This window comes from Nonomuraea fuscirosea (genome assembly GCF_035917475.1).
Lineage (GTDB): Bacteria > Actinomycetota > Actinomycetes > Streptosporangiales > Streptosporangiaceae > Nonomuraea > Nonomuraea fuscirosea.
This window is the reverse complement of the sequence record NZ_CP109074.1, coordinates 473,340-494,136: the sequence shown is the minus strand read 5'-3', so window position 1 is coordinate 494,136 and position 20,797 is coordinate 473,340. Positions and strand designations below refer to the sequence as shown.

Below are 20,797 nucleotides of genomic sequence, written 5' to 3'. Positions count from 1 at the left end.
GATCGAATGAGTGACGTGCTGGTCTGGATCGACTGTGAGATGACCGGGCTCGACCTGGGGCGCGACGCGCTCGTCGAAGTGGCGTGCGTGATCACCGACAGCGAGCTCAACCAGCTGGACGAGGGCGTCGACGTGGTCATCAAACCGCCGCCCGAGTCCCTGGAGCAGATGTCGCAGGTCGTGCGCGAGATGCACACCGCCTCCGGGCTGCTGCCCGAGCTGGCGGGCGGGGTGACGCTGGCGGAGGCGGAGGCGCTGGTGCTCGACTACATCCGCCGCCACGTGCCCGAGCCGAAGAAGGCCCCGCTGTGCGGCAACTCGATCGGCACCGATCGCACGTTCATCTCCCGCGACATGCCCGGGGTCGATTCCTATTTGCACTACCGGATGATCGACGTCTCGTCGATCAAGGAGCTGGTGCGCCGGTGGTATCCGCGGGTCTACTTCGCCGCACCGGAAAAGCAGGGCGGACACCGTGCTCTGGCGGACATCACGGAGAGCATCAGGGAGCTGCGCTACTACCGCGCGGCGATCTTCGTGGGTCAGCCGGGGCCCGATTCGGCGACCGCGAGAGCCCTGGCAGAGCGGGTCAGCGGCTAAACGGGTGGCGTAAAGACTCCCGAATCCCGCTACACTTTTCCTGTGCCACCACGCAGTGGGTGGCCGTGGTGGGTGTAGCTCAGTTGGCAGAGCGCCAGGTTGTGGTCCTGGATGTCGAGGGTTCAAGTCCCTTCACTCACCCCAGCGCGAACGGCCGGTCCTTCGGGACCGGCCGTTTGTCTTTTCTACCGACAACGACCCCAAATCATGACAATGCGGGTTATGCTCGCTGTCTACCGCTAACGCCGGAAGCACGGGGGCCATCGGCGACCTGACCGTCTGCGCGCCCCCGGAGGCCGGATGAGAGTCGACGACGCAGCGTTCGATAGCGTGTTCACGTCCCTGAGCAAACGCGAAGCCGAGGTCATGGACCTCATCGCGACCGGTCAGTCCAACGGGCAGATCGCGCGGCGGCTGTTTCTCAGCGAGAAGACCGTGAAGAACCACGTCAACCGGATCTACGCCAAGCTCGGCGTCGACTCCCGCGTCACCGCCATCGGGCTGTGGCGCTCACGTCAGGAGTAGCCGCCGGCCCCGGTCACGGGCCTTCTCGCTTCCCCGATCAGGCGAGAGGGCCCTCTTACGTGCGGCGGAGATTTCGTGCCGATCCCGTATTCAGTGGTTTAAGAGATGCTGGCGGTGCCATAGGCATCCATGACGCTGTCAATGGGGAAGGACTTCTTCGTGACTCCTCCGCTCCCTGGAGGGAGCGGCTTCTCGCTAAGCCGCTTCCGCAGCCCGGCGAAGGGCAAGCCCTGCCCTGAGGATGTTGACCGCCGCGTTCACGTCGGCGTGCGCGGCATGCCCGCACGCCGTACAGACGAACTCCGCCTGGGTGACGCGGTTCTCTTTCGCGCAGTGCCCGCATCGGGCACAGGCGCGGGAGGTGCCGGCGGGGTTCACCGCGATCAGCTCTCGACCGGCGCTTTCAGCCTTGTGCGCGAGGATCATCAGGAACACCCCCCAACCCGCGTCCAGGATGCTCCGGTTGAGACCGGCCTTGGCGGCGACGTTGCGGCCGGGGGCCTCGATCGTGCCGGACGCCGAGCGGGTCATGTTGGTGATCGGCAGGTCCTCGTGCATGATCAGGTCGTAGTCGCGGACCAGCGCGAGCGCGGTCTTGTGCGCGTAGTCGAGCCGCTGGCGGCGCACCTTGCCGTGCAGCGCGGCAACGCGGGCCACCGCCTTGCGCCGCCGCTTGGAGCCCCGTTTCTTGCGGGAGAGGTCCCGCTGCGCCGTCGCGAGACGTTCGGCGGTTGCGGCCAGGTGGCGGGGATTGGCCAGGTGCTCCCCGCCGGAAGTGGTGACCAGCCAGGCCACACCCATGTCGATCCCGGCTACCGCGCCCGTGGCGGGAAGCGGCTCGGCGGGCACCTCGTCACACGACAGGACCACATACCAGCGGGAGGACTTCCGCTTCACGCTGATCGTCTTGACCCGGCCTCTGACCGGCCGGTGCTGATGCACCCGGACGTGCCCGACGCCCTGCAACCGCACGAACGTGGCGGTCGGGTGCTCGGGCTGGGAGTCCCACCGGCAGCCGTCGCCGTCCTTCGGCCATTCCACCGTGTCGAACCGGCCCCGGCCCTTGAACCGGGGAAACCCCGGCGTACGGCCAGTCTTGACGCGTTCGAAGAACGCGCGGAACGCCTTGTCCAAGCGACGCAGCGTGGCCTGCTGGGAAGAGAACGACCACCGGCCCTGCCCGCCGGGGTCATCGCCGCGGATGTGCTTCAACTCGGCCGACTGGTCTGCGTATCGGACACTCACGCCCGCCCTGGCGTAGGCGGTGCGGCGGTGCTCCAGCGCGGCGTTGTACAACTGCCGGTGCTCCTCCAGACACTGCGCGAGCGCGGCGGCCTGCTCGCTGGTGGGGCGCAGCAGGTACTTGAACGACCGGCGCACACCCACCCCCCACGTTCGGTAACGAGACAACCACGCTATCGGCTTACACCGACAAAACCCGGAAGGGGATCTGTGATGCGCGGACCTGGCAGGTCAAGGCACACTCGGGCCTTGGCGGCCCTCCCGCTCCCGATTTCCCCGTCGCCTAAAGGCGCTGGTCCCCTCGGGAGGGGCTGATGGTGAAGAGAGCGCGGGTCGTCGTCGTGGGCGCGGGTTTCGCGGGGCTGAACGCGACACGGGAGCTGGCCAGGAGCGGAGCGCTGGTCACGGTCGTCGACCGCAACCCCTACTCCACGTTCCAGCCGCTGCTCTACCAGGTGGCCACGGCGGGGATGGGGACGTCCGACGTGTCCTACCCGATCAGGACGTTCGCCGCCAAGTGGCCCAATGTGCGGGCCAGGCGGGCCTCGCTGAGCAAGGTGCTGGCCGACGAGAAGAAGGTCGAGCTGGACGACGGCACCGTGCTCGACTACGACTACCTGGTGCTGGCCACCGGCGTCACCACCAACTGGCTCAACGTGGCCGGCGCGCAGGAGAACGCCCACCCCATCTACTCGCTCAACGACGCCGCCACACTGCGCCGGCTGATGCAGCACTGCCTGGAGGACACCGCGGCGGGACGGCGTGAGAGCACCCACATCGTGGTGGTGGGCGCGGGCGCGACCGGGGTCGAGATGGCCGGCACGCTGGCCGAGCTGCGGCGGCGCACGATCCCGCTGACGCATCCCGAGGTGCGGCCGGACCAGACGAGCGTGACGCTGGTCGAGCGGTTCGACTACGTGCTGGCGCCGTACAAGCCGCGGCTGCGCGACTCGGCGGCCAAGGCGCTGCGCAAGCGCGGCGTACGGCTACGGCTGGGCTCCACCGTGGCCTCCGTCGAGCCCGACGCCGTGGTGCTCAAGGACGGCACCCGGCTGCCGAGCGACGTGACCGTGTGGGCCCTCGGCGTCACCGCGCCGCCCGAGGTGGGTGCCTGGGGGTTGCCGCAGGGCAAGGGCGGCCGGATCACGCTCACCGAGGCGCTCAACGTGCCGGAGCATCCCGAGATCTTCGTCGCCGGGGACCTGTCCGGGCCGCCGGACCCGCTGCCCCAGCTCGCCCAGCCGGCGATCCAGATGGGCAAGCACGTGGGCCGGCAGATCGCCGCGGCGATCCAGGGGCGTCCGCTGCGGCCGTTCTCGTACCAGGATCCGGGGATCATGGCGACGGTGGGCAAGGCGGAGGCCGTGCTGCAACTGGCCAACGGGCTGACCATGCGCGGGCTGCCCGCCTGGCTGGTGTGGATCTTCATCCACGTGGCGTACCTGCTGGGCGGGCGCAACCGGGTCAGCGTGCTGCTCAACTTCTTCTGGCGCTACGCCGGGCCGCGGCGCACCGCCACCAGCGTCACCCAGTAACCCCGTCTACAGGGCCGCGGACAGGGCGGTCAGGCCGTGGTCGATGTCGGGCTCGGGGATGTTCAGCGCCGGGCGCAGGCGGACGGACCTGGGCCCGCACGGCAGCACCAGCACCCCGTGCTCCTCCCTGAGCCGGGTCACCAGCGCGTCGCGGGCGGCCTGGTCGGGCAGGTCGAAGGCGCACATCAGGCCACGCCCGCGCACGTCGGACAGCGCCTCCGGACGCTCCGCCTCCAGCTTGGTGAGACGTTCGAGCAGCATCTCCCCCACGCTCGCGGCACGGGCGATCAGGCCGTCGCGCTCGATGATCTCCAGGATGCCGCGGCTGCGCACCATGTCCACCAGGCCGCCGCCCCACGTCGAGTTGATCCGCCCGCTCTGCTGGAAGACGTTGTCGGGCACCAGGTCCACCCTGCGGCCCGCCATGATCCCGCCGACCTGGACCTTCTTGGCGAAGGCCACCACGTCGGGCTCAAGCCCCAGTTGCTGGTACGCCCACGGCGTCCCGGTCGTGCCGCCGCCGGTCTGCACCTCGTCCAGGATGAACAGGGCGTCGTACTCGTGGCAGAGCCGCTGCATGGCCTGGAGGAACTCGGGCCGCATGTGGTTGTCGCCGCCCTCGCCCTGGATGGGTTCGGCGATGAAGCAGGCGATGTCGTGCGGGTGCCGTTCGAACGCCGCCCGCGCCTGGGCCAGCGCCCGCTCCTCGGCGGCCTCGACGTCGCCGAAGTGGATGGCGGGCACGTCGATGCGCGGCCAGCCGAACGCGGGGAAGCGGTCGGTCTTGCCCGGCTCGGTGTTGGTCAGGCTCAGCGTGTAGCCGCTGCGGCCGTGGAAGGCCTTGGTCAGGTGCAGCACCTGGGTGCCCAGGTCGCGTGATCGGCCCGCGGCCTCGTTGCGGCGGCTCTTCCAGTCGAAGGCGGTCTTCAGCGCGTTCTCGACCGCGAGGGCGCCGCCCTCGACGAAGAACAGGTGCGGCAGGGCCGGGTCGCCGAGCACGCGGGCGAAGGTGTCGACGAAGTCGGCCAGGTGCTCGGTGTAGATGTCGGGGTTGGCCGGCTTGTTGCGGGCCACCTGACCGAGCAGGTGGGTGAAGTCGGGGTCGAAGGGCGGGTTCACACCCAGTGGGGCCGAGGCGAAGAAGGTGTAGAAGTCGAGGTAGCGGCGGCCGTTCCTGGCGTCGACGAGCCAGGAGCCGTGGCTGAGCTCCAGATCGAGCACGAGCCGGTATCCGTCGACGAGAAGGTGGCGGGCAAGGCGGGCGTGTACGTCCATGGCGCCTCCACAGCGAATCGGGTGCCTGACATTCCTCTTGAAGAATGTCGGCATCCAGACAAAATTTACGGTATACCTGCCCTCGAAGTGAAGTTCTTCACGCGCAGTGACAGGGCGATCATCGCGATGCCGTAGAGGATCGCGAAGACGCCGATCAGCCAGGCCAGGCCGAGCAGCCCCGCGCCGGGCCAGATGAGCAGCAGGACACCGAAGATCACCGACAGGACGCCGCCGACGATGAACATCCACTCGTTGTCGATCACCTTGCGCAGCTGCACGCCCGCCACGATCTCGGCGATGCCGCTGAAGATGGCCCAGAAGGCGATGATGTAGAGCAGGGCGACGGCGGTGAGGCCCGGCCAGACGAAGGCCACGATCCCGGCCAGGATGCCGAGGATCCCGGAGATGATCAGCCAGGCGCGTGACCGTGCCCCGTGGCGGAATCCGGCGAACAGCTCGGACGCACCGCTGACGATGGCGTACACGCCGAAGAAGACCACCAGGACGAGCAGCGTGAGCCCGGGCCAGCTGAACGCCAGGATGCCGAAGACGATCGCCGCCAGGCCGCGAATGAGCAGCAGCCACCACGAACGAGAGATATCCCCCATACTGGTCTGCCTTTCCGGGAGGCGCCCTCGAACAGACCAGCAACGGGTCAAATGTCGGCGATCGGCCCTTTCATGACCACTTTGGGGTCAGACGTGGGAGTAGACCACGATCGACACCGCGATGTACTGCACCAGGTACGCGGCGACGGTGAAGGCGTGGAAGACCTCGTGGAAGCCGAACCAGCGGGGCGAGGGATCGGGGCGGCGCAGGCCGTAGACGACGGCTCCGGCCGAGTAGAACACGCCCCCGACCGCCACCAGCACGACGGCGGCCAGGCCGGCGCCTTCGAGCAGTTGCGGCATGACGAAGACCGCGGTCCAGCCGAGCGCCAGGTAGAGCACCGTGTAGAGCCAGCGCGGCGCGTTCATCCAGAGCACCCGGAACAGCACCCCGGCCAGGGCGCCGCTCCAGATGATCGAGAGCACCGCGACGCGGGGCGCGCCGTCCAGCGCCAGGAGGGCGAACGGGGTGTAGGTCCCGGCGATGATCAGGTAGATGTTCGCGTGGTCCACCCGGCGCAGGAACTCCGCGAGCCGGGGGCCGAGCTCACCGCGGTGGTAGGTGGCGGAGATGCCGAAGAGCAGGGCCGAGGTGACGGCGTAGACGGCGGCGGCGGCACGTGCCTGCAAGGTGGGACCGAGCGCCACGAGCACGAACCCCGCGATCAGGGTGACGGGCAGCGCTCCAGTGTGCAACCAGCCTCGCAGCCTGGGCTTCACGGTGATGGTCGTCATGAAACCTACGGTACCGTAGGTTAGCGGACGCTCTCCTTCCGGCCCGGCGGAATCACAGGCCCTTCAGGAAGCGGGCGGCCACCGGGACGGCCGCGGCCCGGCCCGAGCCCCCGTTCCTGATGAAGACGCAGAAGGCCAGGTCGTCGCGGTAGCCGAGGAACCAGGCGTGCGAGGTCTCCCCCTCAACCTCGGCGGTGCCGGTCTTGCCCGCGACCCCCTCGGGCAGCCCGGAGTCGCTGGCGGTGCCATGGTCGACGACGGCCGTCATCATGTCCCGCAGCGCGGCCACGACCGTCCCGTCCATGACGACGTCGCCGTGCGGGACGCCGTCGATGCGGCGTACCTGCTCCTTCGACAGCAGCCGCGGCGAGCGCCAGGTGCCGCTCTCGACGGCGGCGGCGAGCGCGGCCATGCACAGCGGAGTGGCGACGACCTCGCCCTGGCCGATGACGTCGGCGGCGAGCAGGTCGAGGTCGGCGGTCTCCGGCACGGTGCCGCAGGTCCCGCCGATGCCGGTGGCGATCGGCCGGCCGAAGCCCCACTCGTCCGCCGTCTCGCGCAGGTCGGCCCCCGTCAGCCGCGTGGTGGCCTGCTCGATGAAGGTGGTGTTGCAGGAGTAGGCGAAGGCGTCGGTGAACGTGACGACCCCGCGGTCCACCTCGCCGTCGTTCTCGTACAGGCGGTGGAAGGGGATCTGGTACGTGCCCGGGCAGCCGACCTGGGCCGCCGGGTCGAGCCCGCTCTTGAGCAGAGCCGCCGCGGTGATCGTCTTGAAGACGGAGCCGGGCGGGAAGACGTCGCGCACCGCGCTGTAGTTGTCCTTCAGCCGGTCGGCCAGGCCGATGATCTCTCCGGTGCTGGGCCGGATGACGATGATCGTGGAGTCCTCCACGCCGTCCAGCGCCCGCGCGGCCGCCGCCTGGACCGGGCGCGACAGGGTGGTGCGCTCGACGTTCGCCTCGGGCCGCCGGGTCATCAGCTGCCGGTCGGGCTGCCCCGGCGCCTTGGCGACCAGCGCCCAGCCGTGCACCGCCTGCTCGAACTCGGGCTTGAGCGGGTTGAGGTAGGCGTCGGCGTAGCTGTCGTTCGGGATCTTGTCGCCCTCCGCGGTGACCAGTTCGGCCGCCGAGGCGTCGATCTCCGCCAGCTCCAGCGTGCCGCCGTCCTTGAGCAACGGGTGCAGGGTCTCGGGCGCCCACAGCACCTTCCAGGACCGGTCGCGTACGGCCAGCCGTAACACGCTGTCGAACGGCCACGCCCCGAACTCCGACAGGTGCCGCACCCCCGCGAACGGCACCTCGGCGCTCTCCTCCCCCGTGCTCTTCATCCTGCCCGGCGCGAGTTCGATGGACTCGACGTGCAGCTCGTCGCTCAGCGCGCGGTGCCGGACGACGAAGTCGCCGGGAGGCCGGTAGACCAGGCGCGCCATCTCCGTCGCGTCCGCCTCGCGCCAGGCCGCGAAGTACGCGGAGGCCGTCTCCGAGGCGCTGCCCTTGACCCGGCTCGACGCCATGACGGCGAAGGCACCCGCCCCGACTACCGCGACAACGGCGATAACGAGCACAATCAGCCTTCGTCGTCGCATACGGTTTCTCCCAGGAGGGGATCAGACGTGGCACGTGGACAGCGGGAGCCGATGCCTGGCCTGTACCCGGTGACTTTCGGCGAGATCGAGCTGCTCCGGGATCTGGACAGGCAGGACGGCTGGGTGCTGTCCAAGGATGGCGTACCTCAGTCGTATGTAGATCTACAAGACCCGACATTTCTGGAATTTGAGTATGTACGACTCATGGCGGATGCGATCGACCTTTTGCCAGAAGGTCCGCTGAGCTGCGTCCACGTGGGCGGCGGCGCCTGCACGATCCCCCGCTACGTCTCCGCCACCCGCCGCGAGTCCAGGCACATCGTGATCGAGCCGGACGGCCTGCTGGTCAACCTGGTCCGCGAGCAGCTCGATCTGCGCTCGGTCCCCCGGCTGAAGGTCATCGTCGCGGGCGGGCGCGAGGGCACGGCCAAGGTGTGGGACGAGACGGCCGACCTGATCGTCCTCGACGCGTTCACCGGGGCGACGATGCCGGTCGAGCTGGCCACGGCCGAGTACATGGGCGACCTCGCCCGCGTCCTGCGCCCCGGCGGCACCCTGCTGATCAACCTGGCCGACGGCACGGGCCTCGCCTTCACCAGGCGGCTGGTGGCCACGGTCACGGGCACGTTCCGGCACGTCGCCCTGCTGGCCGAGCCCGGCATCCTGCGGGGGCGCCGCTTCGGCAACCTCATCGTGGCCGCCTCCCGTACCGAGCTGCCGATGGACCTGCTGACGCGACGGGCGGCGGGCGGGCTGACCCAGGCGCGCTGCGTCCACGGCGAGGCGCTGACGAACTTCGTCGCCGGCGCGGCCGCCATCAAGGACGGCGACCCGGTCCTCGCCCCGGTCCCGCCTCCCGCCGTCTTCGGCTGACCCCGGCCGGCCGCCCAACCCCGCACCACCTGAGAACCGCCGCCTCCCTGCACGTGCGCGGCGCTGCCGCCATGCCCGCACAAAAGTCCCACCGAGCCGAGGACTTCCCTCGCCTCTCAAAAAGTGATATCACTTTGCTAGCAAGGTGAAGTCACCATGGAAGGGAGACAGGCCGATGGCGAACACATCGGGCGGGGTCGCGCTCGAAGGCACGGTCGTGGACATGCCGGCGCCCCAGATCAGCGAGCGGCCGCTGCGCGCGGCCAACGGGTTCGTGATGGCGGGCGTGGCGACGGCGCTGGAGCTGGCCGGCATCGCGCTGTTCATCGTCGGGATCGCCGTGCTCGCCACGGACGGCGGGACATTGGGGCTGTGGGCGCTCGTCGTGGGCATCCTGCTGGGGCTCACCGGGTTCTTCCTCTACTTCGGCCTCACCGCGGTGGCGCCGGGCGAGGCCAGGGTGGTGCAGTTGCTCGGCCGCTACATCGGCACCCTGCGCAACCCCGGCTTCCAGTGGATCAACCCGATCACCCAGCGCCGGCGGGTCTCCACCAGGATCCGCAACCACGAGACCGACGTGACCAAGGTCAACGACGCCGACGGCAACCCCATCCAGATCGCGACCGTGGTGGTCTGGCAGGTGGAGGACACCGCGCAGGCGGTCTTCGAGGTGGACGACTTCCTGGAGTTCGTGGCCATCCAGGCCGAGACGGCGGTGCGGCACATAGCGGGCAGCTTCCCGTACGACGCCCACGGCGAGCCCAGGCTGTCGCTGCGCGACAACGCCGAGGAGATCAACGACCAGCTGTCCACCGAGATCGGGGCCAGGGTCGCCTCCGCCGGCGTGAAGGTCATCGAGTCCCGCATCATCCACCTGGCGTACGCGCCCGAGATCGCCCACGCGATGCTGCGCCGCCAGCAGGCCGGGGCGGTCGTGGCGGCCAGGCAGCGGATCGTCGAGGGCGCGGTCGGCATGGTCGAGATGGCCCTGGAGAAGCTCGCCGAGCACGACGTCGTCGAGCTCGACGAGGAACGCAAGGCCGCCATGGTGAGCAACCTGCTCGTGGTGCTGGTGGGCGACCGTGACACCCAGCCGGTGGTCAACACCGGCACGCTCTACCAGTAATCACCGTGGAACGTAAGAAGATCCTTCTCCGGCTCGACCCCGTGGTCCACGACGCGCTGGCCAGGTGGGCGTCCGACGAGCTGCGCAGTACGAACTCCCAGATCGAGTTCCTGCTGCGCAGGGCGCTCACCGAAGCCGGCCGGATGCCCGAGGGGGTGGGGCGGATCCGCCCGCGCGGGCGGCCGAAGAAGATCCCCGACGAGAGCCAGGACGAACAGGAGCAGGCGGATGGAGACACCGGCGAAGCAGACTGAACCGCTGACCAGGGCGGCCTTCATGCTGGCCTTCGACCTGAGCAAGGAGCGCCTGACCAACCGCGGCGAGCTGGGTTACCTGCTGCGCGCCGCGGCCCTGGCCGAGCTGCTGCTGGCGGGGCACCTGACCGACGAGTCCGGCAAGCCGCGGGCCCGCAGCGCTCCCCGCCACGGCGGGCTGCCGGGCGTCGTGTGGGAGCAGATCTCCACCTCGCCGCCCCGCTCCTGGCGGCACTGGATCCGTAAGGAGAGCGGCAAGGCGGTCCGGCTGGTGCGCGACGAGCTGGAGCACGACCGGGTCATCAACGTGGAGCGGCGCCGGTTCCTGCTGTTCCCGCTCACCGTGGTCACGCCGCGCAAGGCATACCTGTGGCGCAGGCTCGCCGAGCGCGTCGGCCAGGCCATCCGCGGCGGCCGGCCGGTCACCCGGATGGAGCAGGACGATCGCGTCCTGGCGGCGCTGGCCGCCGCCGCCCGGATGAAGGTGGTGCTGACCAGGACCGAGTCCTACCGGCACCGCAAGCGGATCGAGCAACTGTCCGAGCCCGTCAAGCCGATCACGACCGCCCTGCGCAAGAACATCGACGCGGCCAGGAACGCCGCGCAAGCGGGCTGAGCACGCAGGAGGAGAGATGACCACACTGCCCGGGGCTCCCGCACCGCCAGGCCCCACCACCGCCGAGACCGTCCCCGCCCCCGCCCCGCCAGGCCCCACCGTCAGCACCGTCCCCACCCCCGCTCCCGCACGGGCGCTCGCCCCTGATCTGGCGCGCGGCGTGATGCTGCTGGCCATCGGGTTCGCGCACGCGCCGCTGTTCGTGACCTCCGTCGATCGCGGCCCGGCGGTGGCCAACACGATCGCCGACCTCTTCCACGTCCTGTTCGTCGGCAACCACGCGCGGCCGATGTTCGCCTTCCTCTTCGGGTACGCGCTGGTGCAGTTGCTCGACCGGCGGATCGCCCGCGGCGAGTCCTGGGTGAGCGCCCGCAAGCTGCTGCGCCGGCGGGGCTGGTGGCTGATGGCGATCGGGTTCGCGCACACGGTGGCGCTGGTGCCGATCGACATCCTCGCCGTCTACGGGTTCGGCGCCGTCCTGCTGACCGGCCTGCTGCGGCGGGGCGACAGGGCGCTGCTGTGGACGGCCGGGCTCACCCTGATCCCCGCCACCGCCGTGATCGGGGCCGTGCTGTGGTTCCCGCTGTCGCAGGGCGTGTCCACCTACACCAAGGGCAGCGTCGCGGCCGGCGCCAGGGGCTTCGGCGAGCTGCTCGTCGAGCGGACCCTCGTCTGGCCCTTCAGCGTGCTCTCGGTCATCGTCACGGTCGTGCCGGGGATCGCCCTGGGCATGTGGGCGGCGCGCCGCCGCATCCTGGACGAGCCCGAGCGCCACCGCTCCCTCCTCATCCGCTTCGCGGTGATCAGCACCACTCTGTCCGTCGCCGGGGGACTGCCCGCGGGTCTCCTGCAGATCGGGGTGTGGAACGGCGCGCCGGACGCGGCGGTGTGGGCGGCCGCGATGGCGCAGCCGCTCACCGGGTACGCGGGCGGCATCGGCATGGCGGCGCTCGTCGCCCTGGTCGCGATCCGGGCCTCCCGTAGCAGGGGCCGGCTCACCACGATGGTCGAGGCTCTCGGGCAGCGGTCGATGACCTTCTACCTCTTCCAGTCCGTCGTGTTCGTCCTGGTCTTCTACCCCTACGGTCTGGGGCTGCAGGACGACCTCGGCCTCGCCGCCGCCACCGGCGTGGCGGCGCTGACCTGGCTGGGCTCGCTGGTGCTGGCCGACGTCATGCGGCGGGTACGCCACCGCGGCCCGGCCGAGATCCTGCTCCGCCGCCTGGCCTACCGCTGAGCCGTCCAGGCTATGAGTGAGCCGCCTCGCCTGGGGCCGGTCACGAGGGCTCCGGCCCCAGGTAGGCCAGCACCGCCGCCACCCGCCGGTGCACGTCGCCGCTGTTCTCCAGGCCGAGCTTGGTGAAGATGGCGTTGACGTTCTTCTCCACCGAGGAGATCGACAGGTGCAGGGCGCGGGCGATGGCCGCGTTGGAGCGGCCGTGGGCCATCTCCCGCAGCACGTCGCGCTCCCTGCCGGTCAGCGCCTCCTGCTGGCCGCGCACGTCGCGCCTGGCCAGCAGCCCCTCGACCACCTTCGGGTCGATCACCGAGCCGCCCGACGCCACCGCCCTGATCGCCCCGAGCAGCTCGTCCAGGTCGCCCACCCGGTCCTTGAGCAGGTACGCGTACCCCTCCGTGCCGTGCTTGAACAGCTCGAACGCGAACAGCGCGTCGGCGAACTGCGACAGCACCACCACCCCGACTCCGGGATGCGCGGCGCGGATGCGGTGGGCGGCGTCGATGCCCTCGAAGCCCGGCCGCCACTGCCCGCCCGGCATCCGGATGTCGGTGATCACGACCTCGGGGCCCAGCCTGCGTACGGCGTCCATGAGCTCGTCGGCGTCGCCGACCGCGCCCACGACCGTCACCTCGCCGGACATCTCCAGCAGCCGCCTGGTGCCCTCGCGTACGAGGTAGTGGTCGTCCGCCACCACCGTGCGGATCATCTCACCCACCGATCGGCACCCAGGCGTTCACCCGTGTCCCCTTCCCCGGTTCGCTGTCCACCGTCAGTTCGCCGCCGAGCGCGTCCAGCCGGTCCGCCAGTGTGGCCAGGCCCCTGCGGCTCGTCGTCTGCGGGTCGAAGCCCGCGCCGTCGTCGGCGACCGTGGCGCTCAGCCGGCCGTCCGGCTGTGACAGGCCCACCTCGATGCTGGCCGCGCCCGCGTGCTTGAGCGCGTTCGCCACGGCCTCGCTCACCGTGAAGTAAAGCGCGCCCTCCACCTCGTCGGCGAAGCGCCGGGCCCGCAGCGGCGGGGGCGCGCTCACCGTCGTGCGCACGGGGAGCCGGGAGCAGCGCTCCTCCACGGCCTCCACCAGGCCGCCCTGGCTGAGCGAGGACGGATGGATGCCGGCCGCGAGCTCGCGCAGGTCGTCGAGCGTCTGGCGGGCCTGCTCGCGCAGCCCGGCCAGCAGGTCGGCGCCGCCGCCGGTGGCCCTGGCCAGTTCGAGGCCGGCGATGAGGGCGACGAGCTGCTGCTGGACGCCGTCGTGGATGTTGCGCTCGATCCGGCGGCGCTCGGCCTCCTGCGCGTTGACCAGGCGGGTGACCAGGCCGGCGCTCTGGATCGCCAGCCCGGCGGGCACGGCCAGGGCCTCCAGCAGCCGGCGGTCCACCCGGGTCAGCGGGCCCGCGTCCCTGGGACCGCACTCGATCCGGCCGAGCCCGCCGCGTACCGGCAGCTCCAGCACCGCCTCGCCGCTCTCCCTGCCCGCCACCACGCGGGTGCCGTCGGCCAGCGTCACGGCCGCCCACCGCAGGTCCAGCCCGGACCGCACCGCCGCGGCCAGCCGGCCGACCTGCTCCACCGGCTCGGCGGCGTCCTCCAGCGCCGTACCGAGGTCGGACAGCACCTCGTCCGCCGTCGGCCGCAGGTCGAACACGAACTGCAGGCGCGATCCCCGCAGGCCGACGCGGATGTCGAGCAGCCGGTGCCGCACGACCGCCACGGCGATCGCGGCGGGCAGCGAGCCGACCACCGTCAGGATCCCGATCACGCCGACCGCCGCGACCTGCACCCCGCCGTAGCTGAACAGCAACGTCAGCACCACACCCACCGCGGTCGCGAACATGCCGGCGACCATCAGGGCGTACTGCCCGCGCTCGCCCTCGCCGGCCCTCCGCCAGCGCACGACCAGCCCGCAGAACACGATCACCGCCATGATCCACGTGACCAGCTGCCCGGCTCCCGACGTGAGCATCGCGGCCAGCGTCTCCGCCGAGCGCGGCCGGTCCATCGTGGACGGGGCGATGCCGGCCGCCATGGCGCCCACGCCATGCGCCGCGATCGCGAGGCCCGAGATCCACGCCACGATCCGCCAGCGCCGCGCGGGCAGCCGCCCGTCGGGGAACAGCAGGGGCACGTAGATCCAGGTCAGGCCGTAGAACCCGGCGAAGAAGGAGCAGAGGAGGACAACCAGCACCGGGGGGCCACCGTGGAGGTCCAGGCCCACGCCGAGCATGCCGAGCCCCAAGGACAGCGCGGCGGCCAGCAGCAGCCAGCCGTAGCCGAGATCGGGGCGCCTGGCCGCCAGCAACCAGCCCAGCGCGGGCAGGAGCAGGGAGACCGCGACGAACGCCCACTGCGTGGCCGGCGCGGGCGTCCCCGACTCCAGGAGCGCGCCGATCACGATGCTCCCGACCGCCGCCAACGCCAGCGGCGCGGCCATCAGCCTCCGCTTCATAAAGCCTCATCGTGACGAACGTGCGCGTACGCGTCTATGAGGTTATCCGCATATTCGTTACGGCCATCCCCACCAGCGACAACGGCGGCCCGCTTGGTGGTGGCGGCCACGCCGGCCGGTGTTCGCTGAAGAAACGAAGCAGAACCCCCGAACCCGGAACACGAAGCCAGAGCACGACCCCGTAACCCTCAAGCCCAGAGCCCCAGTCCTTCAGCCTCACGTCCGAAACGGAGCTCCTCATGAATACCAGGTCGAAGCCCGTCCGGCTGCTCGCGACGGCCGCCGTGGCGGTCACCATGACGGCGTGCGTGAGCGGGCCCGCCCCCGTCCAGGCGAACACCGCCCCCACGGCCTCCCCCACACCGTCCTCCACCGCTCCGCAGATCCCCGGCACCCCCGCGGGCAAGCAGCTGAGCTGGCTGTTCGAGGCGGTCCCGCGCGCGCCGATCGCCGATGACGAGCTGGCCGGGCACTTCACCGCCGACTTCCTCAAGGCCGTTCCCGCCGCGCAGATCAACCAGATCTTCGCCCAGGTCAAGGGCATGCGGCTGGAGCGGATCGTGGGTTCCGGCGACAGTCAGCTGGTGGCCAGGGTCGTGGCAGGCGGCACCCCGTTCGAGATCGTCATCGTCGTGGACGGCGCGGGCCTGATGACCGGCCTGCAGTTCCGCGAGCCGGTCGAGGCGAAACCGGCCCCGAAGAGCTGGGCGGAGGTGGACGAGCTGCTGCGCGCCGTCTCCCCGCAAGCGGGCTTCCTGGCCGCCGAGCTGACCGGGAAGGGTCGCTGCGTGCCCGCACACACCATCGCCGCCGAGCGGGCGAGCCCGCTCGGTTCCATGATCAAGTTGTACGTGCTCGGCACCGTCGCCGACCGGATCAAGCGTGGCGCGTTCGGCTGGGACACCCAGCTGACGATCAAGGACGAGCTCAAGAGCCTGCCCACCGGCAAGCTCCAGGACCGTCCCGACGGCAGCAGGGTGTCGGTGCTCGAAGCCGCCAGGCTGATGATCTCCATCAGCGACAACACCGCCACCGACCTGCTCATCCACAAGGTGGGCCGGAAGGCCGTCGAGCGCACCATGCGCGCGTGGGGCGTCCGCGCGAAGGGCAACGTGCCGCTCCTGACGACGAGGGACCTGTTCACGCTGAAGGGCGCGGACTACCCGCGCCTGGCCAGGCGGTACCTGTCGCTGAGCCCCGGCAAGCGGCGGGCCTACCTGGAGCAGGTCGTGGCCAGGACGCCCCTCGCGCAGATCAAGCCCTGGATCGAGCCGCGCGACCTGGACACCATCGAGTACTTCGCCTCGCCGTCCGACATCTGCCGGGCCTACGCGCACCTGGTGCGGCAGGACGACAAGCACGTCGGGGAGGCCCTGTCGATCAACGACGCCGGCCTCGGCCTGAACAGGAAGCAGTGGCCGACGGTGTGGTTCAAGGGCGGCTCGGAGGCCGGGCTCTCGGACCTGAGCTTCCTCGCACGGACGAAGACCGGCAAGACGTACGTCGTCACCACCATGGCCGTCGACCCGACCGCCCCGATCACCGAACAGGACACACTGGACCAGCTGGTCGTCTCCCGCGCCGCCTTCGCCCTCCTCACCAAGCCCTGACCACGATCCGGCGACCCTTTGAGGAGTGCGAGCCGCCGGCGAAGATCAGCAAGGATCTCCACCTGGTCACCCAGGGCAGCACCACCTGGCCCGGCACTCGCGAGGTGACGCTCACCGTACCGAACAGGGGTCGCAACGTGGCCCTCGTCATCTACTGCGGGGACGGTCTCACCGAGCGGCTCACCGCCGATGTGTGGGTGAACGGGCGTCAGATCAGGGGCCGGCTGGGGACGCCCATCCCCGACTACCGGCGGCGATCGGGAACGCTGACTGTCGCGGCTTATGACGGCAGCCTGTGACGACTGGCGCGGTCACTTGAGCGTCAGGCAGGCGATGCGGTCGCCGGCGGTGCCGGCCTGCGGGCCCGAGGGCTTGGTGGCCTTGGCGTGGATGACGAGCGAGCCGGGCACCTTGGCCGGGTCGAGGGACCACTCGTGCCGGGCGCTGGCGCGGCCGGCGCCCTCGCCGTCGGTGGTGAAGTCGAGCCAGACCTCGCTGGTCGGGTCGATCTGGCCGGGGTGGTGCTGGTAGTGGGGGCCCGAGTCGTCGGGCTTGCCGCCGCAGGGCTTGGTGTGCAGGTGGGCGCCGTAGCGGCGGTCGGGCAGCAGGCCCTCGGCGACGAGGGAGGTGCGGGTCTGACCGTTGGAGGACTCGACGGTGACGCTCGCCTGGCTGCCCTTCGGGGCGAGCTTGCGGTCGTAGGCGATGGCGGCGGTGTCGTCGCCGGTGAACTCACCGGCGGAGGACAGGTTGACCGTCTCCACGGGCTCAGGGGCGGTCTTGGCGTTCTGGACGGGAGCGGGCGGTGCGGCGCAGGCCGCCGTCAGCAGGATGAGCAGGAGTGCGGGCACGCGCATGAGACCCCCCATGACGAGAGCCCCACCGGCACGAGGGCTCCGAGAGGGCACCCACTCTAACCAGTGACCGCTCGCTCACGTTGGGTAATGGGCGGCTACGCGCCATGTTTTACCGCGATGTCGTCGATCAGCGCGGCCAGCGTGAAGTCGAGCTCCGTGAGCCCGCCCGCGTCGTGCGTGGTCAGGGCCAGGTGGAGGGTGCGCCAGCGGATGTCGATGTCGGGGTGGTGGCCGAGCTCCTCGGCCTTGACCGCGATCTCGTCGACGATGCGGATGGCGGCGGGGAAGTCGGGCGCGGTGAGCGTGCGCCTGATCTCGTCGCCTTCGCGCCGCCAGCCGGGCAGGCCGGCGAGCCTGCTGTCCACGTCCATGGAGCCTCCCGCGTTCCGTCGCCTCCGCACCCACGTTACTTGAGGGCCCCCGAGCCGAGCCCCGACTGGATCTGGCGCTGGAAGATGATGTAGACGATCATGACCGGCAGGATGGTGATGGACAGGGCGGCGAACAGGCCGGGCCAGTCCGCCTCGTAGCCCGCCAGGGTGGAGATCCTGGCGATGCCCTGGGTGAGCACCCATTTGTCCGGGTCGCCGGCCAGCAGCACCAGGGGCAGCAGATACTGGTTCCACTGCCCGAGCACGTTGAAGATCGTGATGCTGATCAGGCCCGGCCTGGCCATGGGGACCATGATCTGGAAGAACGTGCGGGTGTGCGAGGCGCCGTCGATCTGGGCGGCCTCCGCGACGGCCTCGGGCAGTGTTCTGAAGAAGGCCGCGAGGAAGAACACGGTGAACGGCAGCGAGTACGCCACGTACACCAGCACCAGCCCCACGTGCGAGTTCAGCAGCCCGACCTGCTTGACCACGAAGAACAGCGGCCCCAGCGCCAGGAACACCGGGAACGCCAGCCCGGCCACGAAGTAGTAGTAGATCAGCCTGCTGCCGGGGAAGCGGTAGCGCGCCAGCACGTACGCCGCCATCGAGCCGAACACCATCGTCCCCGCCGTGCCGAAGAGGACGACGATGACGGTGTTGAGCATGTACCGGCCGATGTGCGCCGTGTCCCAGGCCCGCCCCCAGGCGTCCAGCCGCAGCGCCCCGGGCAGTTGCAGCGGATCGCCGAAGATCTCGGCGTTGCTCTTGAACGAGGCCAGGAACGTCCACAGCAGCGGCGCGACGATGAGCAGCGCCCACACGGCCAGCGCCACGTGGGACAGCCCGTTGAGCACGCCGAACCGGGGTCTTTCGATCTCGCGCGGAGCCATCTACAGCTCAACCCTCTCCCGCCTGGTGGTCCGCAAGGTCAGCACCGCGAAAGTCACGGTGAGGAAGAACAGCGCCACGCCCATGGCGGAGGCGTAGCCGACCTTCTGGTAGGAGAAGGCGGTGTTGTAGATCGTGACCGGCAGGATGGTGGTGGCGCCGTCGGGCTCGCCCTTGTCGCCGGCCAGCACCTGGATGAGCGCGAACCCGTCGAAGGCGGCGATGCCGAGATAGATCCACCCGACCTGTACGGTGTCGCGCAGCAGCGGCAGCGTGATGGAGAAGAACAGCCGCAGCCGGTTGGCCCCGTCGAGCGCGGCGGCCTCGAAGTAGTCCTTGGGGATGGCGGCCATGCCCGCCGAGAACAGCACCACGTAGAAGCCGACCGCCTGCCAGACCATCACCGCGATGATCGACCACAGCGCCAGGCCGGGCTCGATGAGCCAGCCGACGGGGTCGATGCCGAACCTGGCCAGCACGCCGTTGATCACGCCGTCCTCGTCGGGCCGGTAGACGGCCTGGAACAGCACGCCGACCACGGCCACGGCCAGGACCTGGGGGAAGAAGAACACCGTCCGGTAGAAGTTCGACCCCCACACCCCTTTCATCCCGGCGCCGCGGGTGCCGCCGCCGAGGTTGAGCAGGAAGGCGAAGACGAGCGCGATGAGGATGGTGACGAGCGGCAGCACCAGCAGCAGGATCCCGTGGTTGCGCAGGGCCCGCCAGAAGACCTCGTCCTGGAACAGCCGCCCGAAGTTGTCCAGCCCGACGTAGCGGACGATCGAGCTGTATCCGTTCCAGCTCGTCAGCGCGAGCTGGAACGCCTGCACGTACGGGCTGATGACGAAGACGGTGTAGAGCACGAGCGGCACGGCGAGGAAGCCGGCCACGAACCCGTACCTGCGCAGCCGCTCCATCGGTCACGAGCTCCTGGTCTGCTTGGTGACCGCGTCGTCCTTCTTGACGGCGTCGGCCTTCTTCTGCAGGTTGGCGCAGAACTCCTCGGGGGTGATCCGGCCGGCCATGACCACGTTGATCTCCTCGGTGCCGTAGTCGAAGAGCTCCTTGTACCAGCCTTCGAAGCGCGCCTCGGTGATGATGTTCTGACCGGCCCTGTCCTGGGCCCTGGCGGCGCTCATGAGGCCGGCGGGCAGGTCGACGCCCTCGGCGGCCCCGTTCACGACCGTGACGTTCTTGGTCTTCTCGGTGAAGCCGCGCGCGCCTTCCTTGGAGAGCATGAGGCGCAGGTATTCGAGGCCGCCCTGCGGGTTCTCGCCCTTGGCCGCGACCACGAAGTTCTCGCCGACGCCGACCTGGATGGCCCCGTACGGCATCCGGTCGGAGCCGGTGACCTCGGGGATGGGGGCGATGGCGTACTCGAAGTCGTCCGGCTTGTCCTTGGCCATCTCGTTCTCGATCCAGGAGCCGACCGGGTAGAAGAGGACCTTGTTCTGCAGTTGCTTGATCTGGGTCTGGGTGTGATCGAGACCGAAGTACGCTTTGTCGCCATATTTCGCCTGGATGTCCGCCCAGACGGTGACCGCCCGCTTCATCGGCTCGGCGTTCCAGGCGTTGTCGACCAGGTTGTCGATGTCGATGATGACCTGGTTCCCGCCGATCTTCGCGGCGGTGTAGAGGACGTTCCAGAACTGGTAGTACGGCCCCTTCTGCCCCGGATAGGCGAAGAGCAGGATGCCCTCCTTCTTGGCGGTCTCCCCCAGCGCGGTGAACTCCTCCCAGGTCGCCGGCAGCGTCCAGCCCTTAGTGGCGAACAGCTTGGCGTTGTACCACAGGGCCCGGTGCGACACCGTGTAGTTGAGCACCAGGTTCCTGCCGGTGACCTTGGCGTTCTCCAGCACGGCCGGGGTGATCGTGTCGCGTACCTTCTTGGCCGGGTCGTCCACGGAAGGGGCGTCGAACAGCGGGGTCAGGTCGGCCAGGTGACCCTCGGCGGCCAGGGCGGCCAGGTCCATCGACTTGGGGCCCGAGTTGTTGATCACGTCTGGGGCGTCGCCGCCGATCAGGCGCGGGCGGAGCTGGGTGCCGATCTCCTGGGTGGCCGTGTGCTTGACCGTGACGCCGGCGAACGCCTGCTTGTAGAGCTCCTCGTGCAGGTCCTTGGCGTAGGCGTCGCCGTACCCGCCGCTGAAGATGACCACTTCGAGCGGCTTCTGGGCGTCCACGCCGAAGGGGTTCTTCGGGTCGGCGGAGGCGGGGAGCGAGGTGGAGGGGGCGGCGGAGGGCTCGCCTCCGGTGCCGGCGGTGGCGCACGCGGCCAGCAGACCGGCGCCTGGGCCGGCGGCGAGCGCGGTGATGCCGATCCGGCGGAGCAGCTGACGCCTGGTGATGTCACCCGGGTGGGTCATGGGGGCTCCTGAATTAGGAAAGTTTCCTAAACGATCTCCGCAACGTA

General features: G+C 70.0%; 22 protein-coding genes and 1 tRNA gene. 11 read left to right on the top strand and 12 right to left on the bottom strand.

Translation table 11 applies throughout. The features are described 5' to 3' along the window. The first annotated feature begins 6 nt into the window (after nucleotides 1–6). The 3 genes from orn to OIE67_RS02305 all read left to right on the top strand — a co-directional run bounded on the left by orn (nucleotide 7) and on the right by OIE67_RS02305 (nucleotide 1,125). Entirely contained in the window at nucleotides 7–600 is a 594-nt protein-coding gene (gene orn / locus OIE67_RS02315) for an oligoribonuclease (protein ID WP_106249050.1), read from the top strand. 68 nt (nucleotides 601–668) lie between these two features. Then, nucleotides 669–744: transfer RNA gene (locus OIE67_RS02310), tRNA-His, on the top strand. Between the two features lie 186 nt (nucleotides 745–930). Next, nucleotides 931–1,125, top strand: a complete 195-nt coding sequence (locus tag OIE67_RS02305) for a helix-turn-helix domain-containing protein (protein WP_326636162.1) — start codon at nucleotides 931–933, stop codon at nucleotides 1,123–1,125. Nucleotides 1,126–1,320: 195 nt separating this feature from the next. Here the strand turns inward: OIE67_RS02305 and OIE67_RS02300 are convergent, their stop codons facing one another. Beyond that, nucleotides 1,321–2,505 carry an RNA-guided endonuclease InsQ/TnpB family protein gene (locus OIE67_RS02300; RefSeq protein WP_326636160.1) on the bottom strand — a complete coding sequence of 395 codons (1,185 nt, stop codon included), beginning with the start codon at nucleotides 2,503–2,505 and terminating at the stop codon, nucleotides 1,321–1,323. Between the two features lie 176 nt (nucleotides 2,506–2,681). On the opposite strand from OIE67_RS02300, the gene OIE67_RS02295 reads away from it, so the two are divergent. Then, nucleotides 2,682–3,902: an NAD(P)/FAD-dependent oxidoreductase gene (locus tag OIE67_RS02295; protein ID WP_326636158.1), complete on the top strand. Its 1,221-nt coding sequence runs from the start codon at nucleotides 2,682–2,684 to the stop codon at nucleotides 3,900–3,902. 6 nt (nucleotides 3,903–3,908) lie between these two features. Here the strand turns inward: OIE67_RS02295 and lat are convergent, their stop codons facing one another. The 4 genes from lat to OIE67_RS02275 all read right to left on the bottom strand — a co-directional run bounded on the left by lat (nucleotide 3,909) and on the right by OIE67_RS02275 (nucleotide 8,033). Next, a complete protein-coding gene (gene lat / locus OIE67_RS02290; RefSeq protein WP_326636156.1) occupies nucleotides 3,909–5,177 on the bottom strand; it encodes an L-lysine 6-transaminase in 1,269 nt (422 codons plus the stop codon). Between the two features lie 65 nt (nucleotides 5,178–5,242). Then, on the bottom strand, nucleotides 5,243–5,785 hold the full coding sequence (locus OIE67_RS02285; protein ID WP_326636154.1) for an HdeD family acid-resistance protein: 543 nt from the start codon (nucleotides 5,783–5,785) through the stop codon (nucleotides 5,243–5,245). An 87-nt stretch (nucleotides 5,786–5,872) separates the two neighbouring features. Next, a complete protein-coding gene (gene trhA / locus OIE67_RS02280; RefSeq protein ID WP_326636152.1) occupies nucleotides 5,873–6,520 on the bottom strand; it encodes a PAQR family membrane homeostasis protein TrhA in 648 nt (215 codons plus the stop codon). Between the two features lie 52 nt (nucleotides 6,521–6,572). Further along, nucleotides 6,573–8,033: a penicillin-binding transpeptidase domain-containing protein gene (locus tag OIE67_RS02275; protein WP_326636150.1), complete on the bottom strand. Its 1,461-nt coding sequence runs from the start codon at nucleotides 8,031–8,033 to the stop codon at nucleotides 6,573–6,575. A 123-nt stretch (nucleotides 8,034–8,156) separates the two neighbouring features. Between OIE67_RS02275 and OIE67_RS02270 the strand changes: the two genes are divergently transcribed. The 5 genes from OIE67_RS02270 to OIE67_RS02250 all read left to right on the top strand — a co-directional run bounded on the left by OIE67_RS02270 (nucleotide 8,157) and on the right by OIE67_RS02250 (nucleotide 12,211). After that, nucleotides 8,157–8,978, top strand: a complete 822-nt coding sequence (locus OIE67_RS02270; RefSeq protein ID WP_326645182.1) for a spermidine synthase — start codon at nucleotides 8,157–8,159, stop codon at nucleotides 8,976–8,978. A gap of 175 nt (nucleotides 8,979–9,153) precedes the next feature. Further along, entirely contained in the window at nucleotides 9,154–10,104 is a 951-nt protein-coding gene (locus OIE67_RS02265; protein ID WP_326636149.1) for an SPFH domain-containing protein, read from the top strand. Between the two features lie 5 nt (nucleotides 10,105–10,109). After that, nucleotides 10,110–10,358, top strand: coding sequence for a hypothetical protein (locus OIE67_RS02260; protein WP_407674827.1), 249 nt, complete (start codon nucleotides 10,110–10,112; stop codon nucleotides 10,356–10,358). Then, nucleotides 10,333–10,974, top strand: coding sequence for a GPP34 family phosphoprotein (locus OIE67_RS02255; RefSeq protein ID WP_326636147.1), 642 nt, complete (start codon nucleotides 10,333–10,335; stop codon nucleotides 10,972–10,974). The genes OIE67_RS02260 and OIE67_RS02255 overlap by 26 nt, the downstream gene beginning before the upstream one ends. Nucleotides 10,975–10,990: 16 nt before the next feature. Further along, nucleotides 10,991–12,211: a DUF418 domain-containing protein gene (locus OIE67_RS02250; protein WP_326636145.1), complete on the top strand. Its 1,221-nt coding sequence runs from the start codon at nucleotides 10,991–10,993 to the stop codon at nucleotides 12,209–12,211. A gap of 40 nt (nucleotides 12,212–12,251) precedes the next feature. Here OIE67_RS02250 and OIE67_RS02245 read toward each other — a convergent pair whose 3' ends face one another. After that, on the bottom strand, nucleotides 12,252–12,920 hold the full coding sequence (locus OIE67_RS02245; RefSeq protein ID WP_326645178.1) for a response regulator transcription factor: 669 nt from the start codon (nucleotides 12,918–12,920) through the stop codon (nucleotides 12,252–12,254). Nucleotide 12,921: 1 nt separating this feature from the next. Further along, entirely contained in the window at nucleotides 12,922–14,658 is a 1,737-nt protein-coding gene (locus tag OIE67_RS02240; protein WP_326636143.1) for a sensor histidine kinase, read from the bottom strand. A gap of 239 nt (nucleotides 14,659–14,897) precedes the next feature. On the opposite strand from OIE67_RS02240, the gene OIE67_RS02235 reads away from it, so the two are divergent. Both OIE67_RS02235 and OIE67_RS02230 read left to right on the top strand, forming a co-directional pair. After that, the gene (locus OIE67_RS02235) at nucleotides 14,898–16,268 is read left to right on the top strand and encodes a serine hydrolase (protein ID WP_326636141.1); all 1,371 of its coding nucleotides are present in this window, start codon (nucleotides 14,898–14,900) and stop codon (nucleotides 16,266–16,268) included. A 137-nt stretch (nucleotides 16,269–16,405) separates the two neighbouring features. Beyond that, nucleotides 16,406–16,567 carry a hypothetical protein gene (locus OIE67_RS02230; protein ID WP_326636139.1) on the top strand — a complete coding sequence of 54 codons (162 nt, stop codon included), beginning with the start codon at nucleotides 16,406–16,408 and terminating at the stop codon, nucleotides 16,565–16,567. Between the two features lie 12 nt (nucleotides 16,568–16,579). On the opposite strand, the gene OIE67_RS02225 is transcribed toward OIE67_RS02230, so the two are convergent. The 5 genes from OIE67_RS02225 to ngcE form a co-directional block, all read right to left on the bottom strand. Beyond that, entirely contained in the window at nucleotides 16,580–17,125 is a 546-nt protein-coding gene (locus OIE67_RS02225) for a hypothetical protein (protein WP_326636137.1), read from the bottom strand. Nucleotides 17,126–17,220: 95 nt separating this feature from the next. Further along, nucleotides 17,221–17,496: a 4a-hydroxytetrahydrobiopterin dehydratase gene (locus tag OIE67_RS02220; RefSeq protein ID WP_326636135.1), complete on the bottom strand. Its 276-nt coding sequence runs from the start codon at nucleotides 17,494–17,496 to the stop codon at nucleotides 17,221–17,223. A 35-nt stretch (nucleotides 17,497–17,531) separates the two neighbouring features. Further along, nucleotides 17,532–18,386: a carbohydrate ABC transporter permease gene (locus tag OIE67_RS02215; RefSeq protein WP_106249021.1), complete on the bottom strand. Its 855-nt coding sequence runs from the start codon at nucleotides 18,384–18,386 to the stop codon at nucleotides 17,532–17,534. Next, nucleotides 18,387–19,301: a carbohydrate ABC transporter permease gene (locus tag OIE67_RS02210; RefSeq protein WP_326636134.1), complete on the bottom strand. Its 915-nt coding sequence runs from the start codon at nucleotides 19,299–19,301 to the stop codon at nucleotides 18,387–18,389. 3 nt (nucleotides 19,302–19,304) lie between these two features. Further along, complete coding sequence (ngcE, locus tag OIE67_RS02205) at nucleotides 19,305–20,750, bottom strand: N-acetylglucosamine/diacetylchitobiose ABC transporter substrate-binding protein (RefSeq protein WP_326636132.1); 1,446 nt, start codon at nucleotides 20,748–20,750, stop codon at nucleotides 19,305–19,307. Nucleotides 20,751–20,797: the final 47 nt, after the last annotated feature.

Bases quoted from the DNA above. Each gene is read 5' to 3' on its own strand.
- orn (WP_106249050.1), top strand. From the start codon at position 7: ATGAGTGACGTGCTGGTCTGGATCGACTGTGAGATGACCGGGCTCGAC.
- OIE67_RS02295 (WP_326636158.1), top strand. From the start codon at position 2,682: ATGGTGAAGAGAGCGCGGGTCGTCGTCGTGGGCGCGGGTTTCGCGGGG.
- lat (WP_326636156.1), bottom strand. From the start codon at position 5,177: ATGGACGTACACGCCCGCCTTGCCCGCCACCTTCTCGTCGACGGATAC.
- OIE67_RS02285 (WP_326636154.1), bottom strand. From the start codon at position 5,785: ATGGGGGATATCTCTCGTTCGTGGTGGCTGCTGCTCATTCGCGGCCTG.
- trhA (WP_326636152.1), bottom strand. From the start codon at position 6,520: ATGACGACCATCACCGTGAAGCCCAGGCTGCGAGGCTGGTTGCACACT.
- OIE67_RS02275 (WP_326636150.1), bottom strand. From the start codon at position 8,033: ATGGCGTCGAGCCGGGTCAAGGGCAGCGCCTCGGAGACGGCCTCCGCG.
- OIE67_RS02270 (WP_326645182.1), top strand. From the start codon at position 8,157: ATGCCTGGCCTGTACCCGGTGACTTTCGGCGAGATCGAGCTGCTCCGG.
- OIE67_RS02265 (WP_326636149.1), top strand. From the start codon at position 9,154: ATGGCGAACACATCGGGCGGGGTCGCGCTCGAAGGCACGGTCGTGGAC.
- OIE67_RS02255 (WP_326636147.1), top strand. From the start codon at position 10,333: ATGGAGACACCGGCGAAGCAGACTGAACCGCTGACCAGGGCGGCCTTC.
- OIE67_RS02250 (WP_326636145.1), top strand. From the start codon at position 10,991: ATGACCACACTGCCCGGGGCTCCCGCACCGCCAGGCCCCACCACCGCC.
- OIE67_RS02245 (WP_326645178.1), bottom strand. From the start codon at position 12,920: ATGATCCGCACGGTGGTGGCGGACGACCACTACCTCGTACGCGAGGGC.
- OIE67_RS02240 (WP_326636143.1), bottom strand. From the start codon at position 14,658: ATGAAGCGGAGGCTGATGGCCGCGCCGCTGGCGTTGGCGGCGGTCGGG.
- OIE67_RS02235 (WP_326636141.1), top strand. From the start codon at position 14,898: ATGAATACCAGGTCGAAGCCCGTCCGGCTGCTCGCGACGGCCGCCGTG.
- OIE67_RS02225 (WP_326636137.1), bottom strand. From the start codon at position 17,125: ATGCGCGTGCCCGCACTCCTGCTCATCCTGCTGACGGCGGCCTGCGCC.
- OIE67_RS02220 (WP_326636135.1), bottom strand. From the start codon at position 17,496: ATGGACGTGGACAGCAGGCTCGCCGGCCTGCCCGGCTGGCGGCGCGAA.
- OIE67_RS02215 (WP_106249021.1), bottom strand. From the start codon at position 18,386: ATGGCTCCGCGCGAGATCGAAAGACCCCGGTTCGGCGTGCTCAACGGG.
- OIE67_RS02210 (WP_326636134.1), bottom strand. From the start codon at position 19,301: ATGGAGCGGCTGCGCAGGTACGGGTTCGTGGCCGGCTTCCTCGCCGTG.
- ngcE (WP_326636132.1), bottom strand. From the start codon at position 20,750: ATGACCCACCCGGGTGACATCACCAGGCGTCAGCTGCTCCGCCGGATC.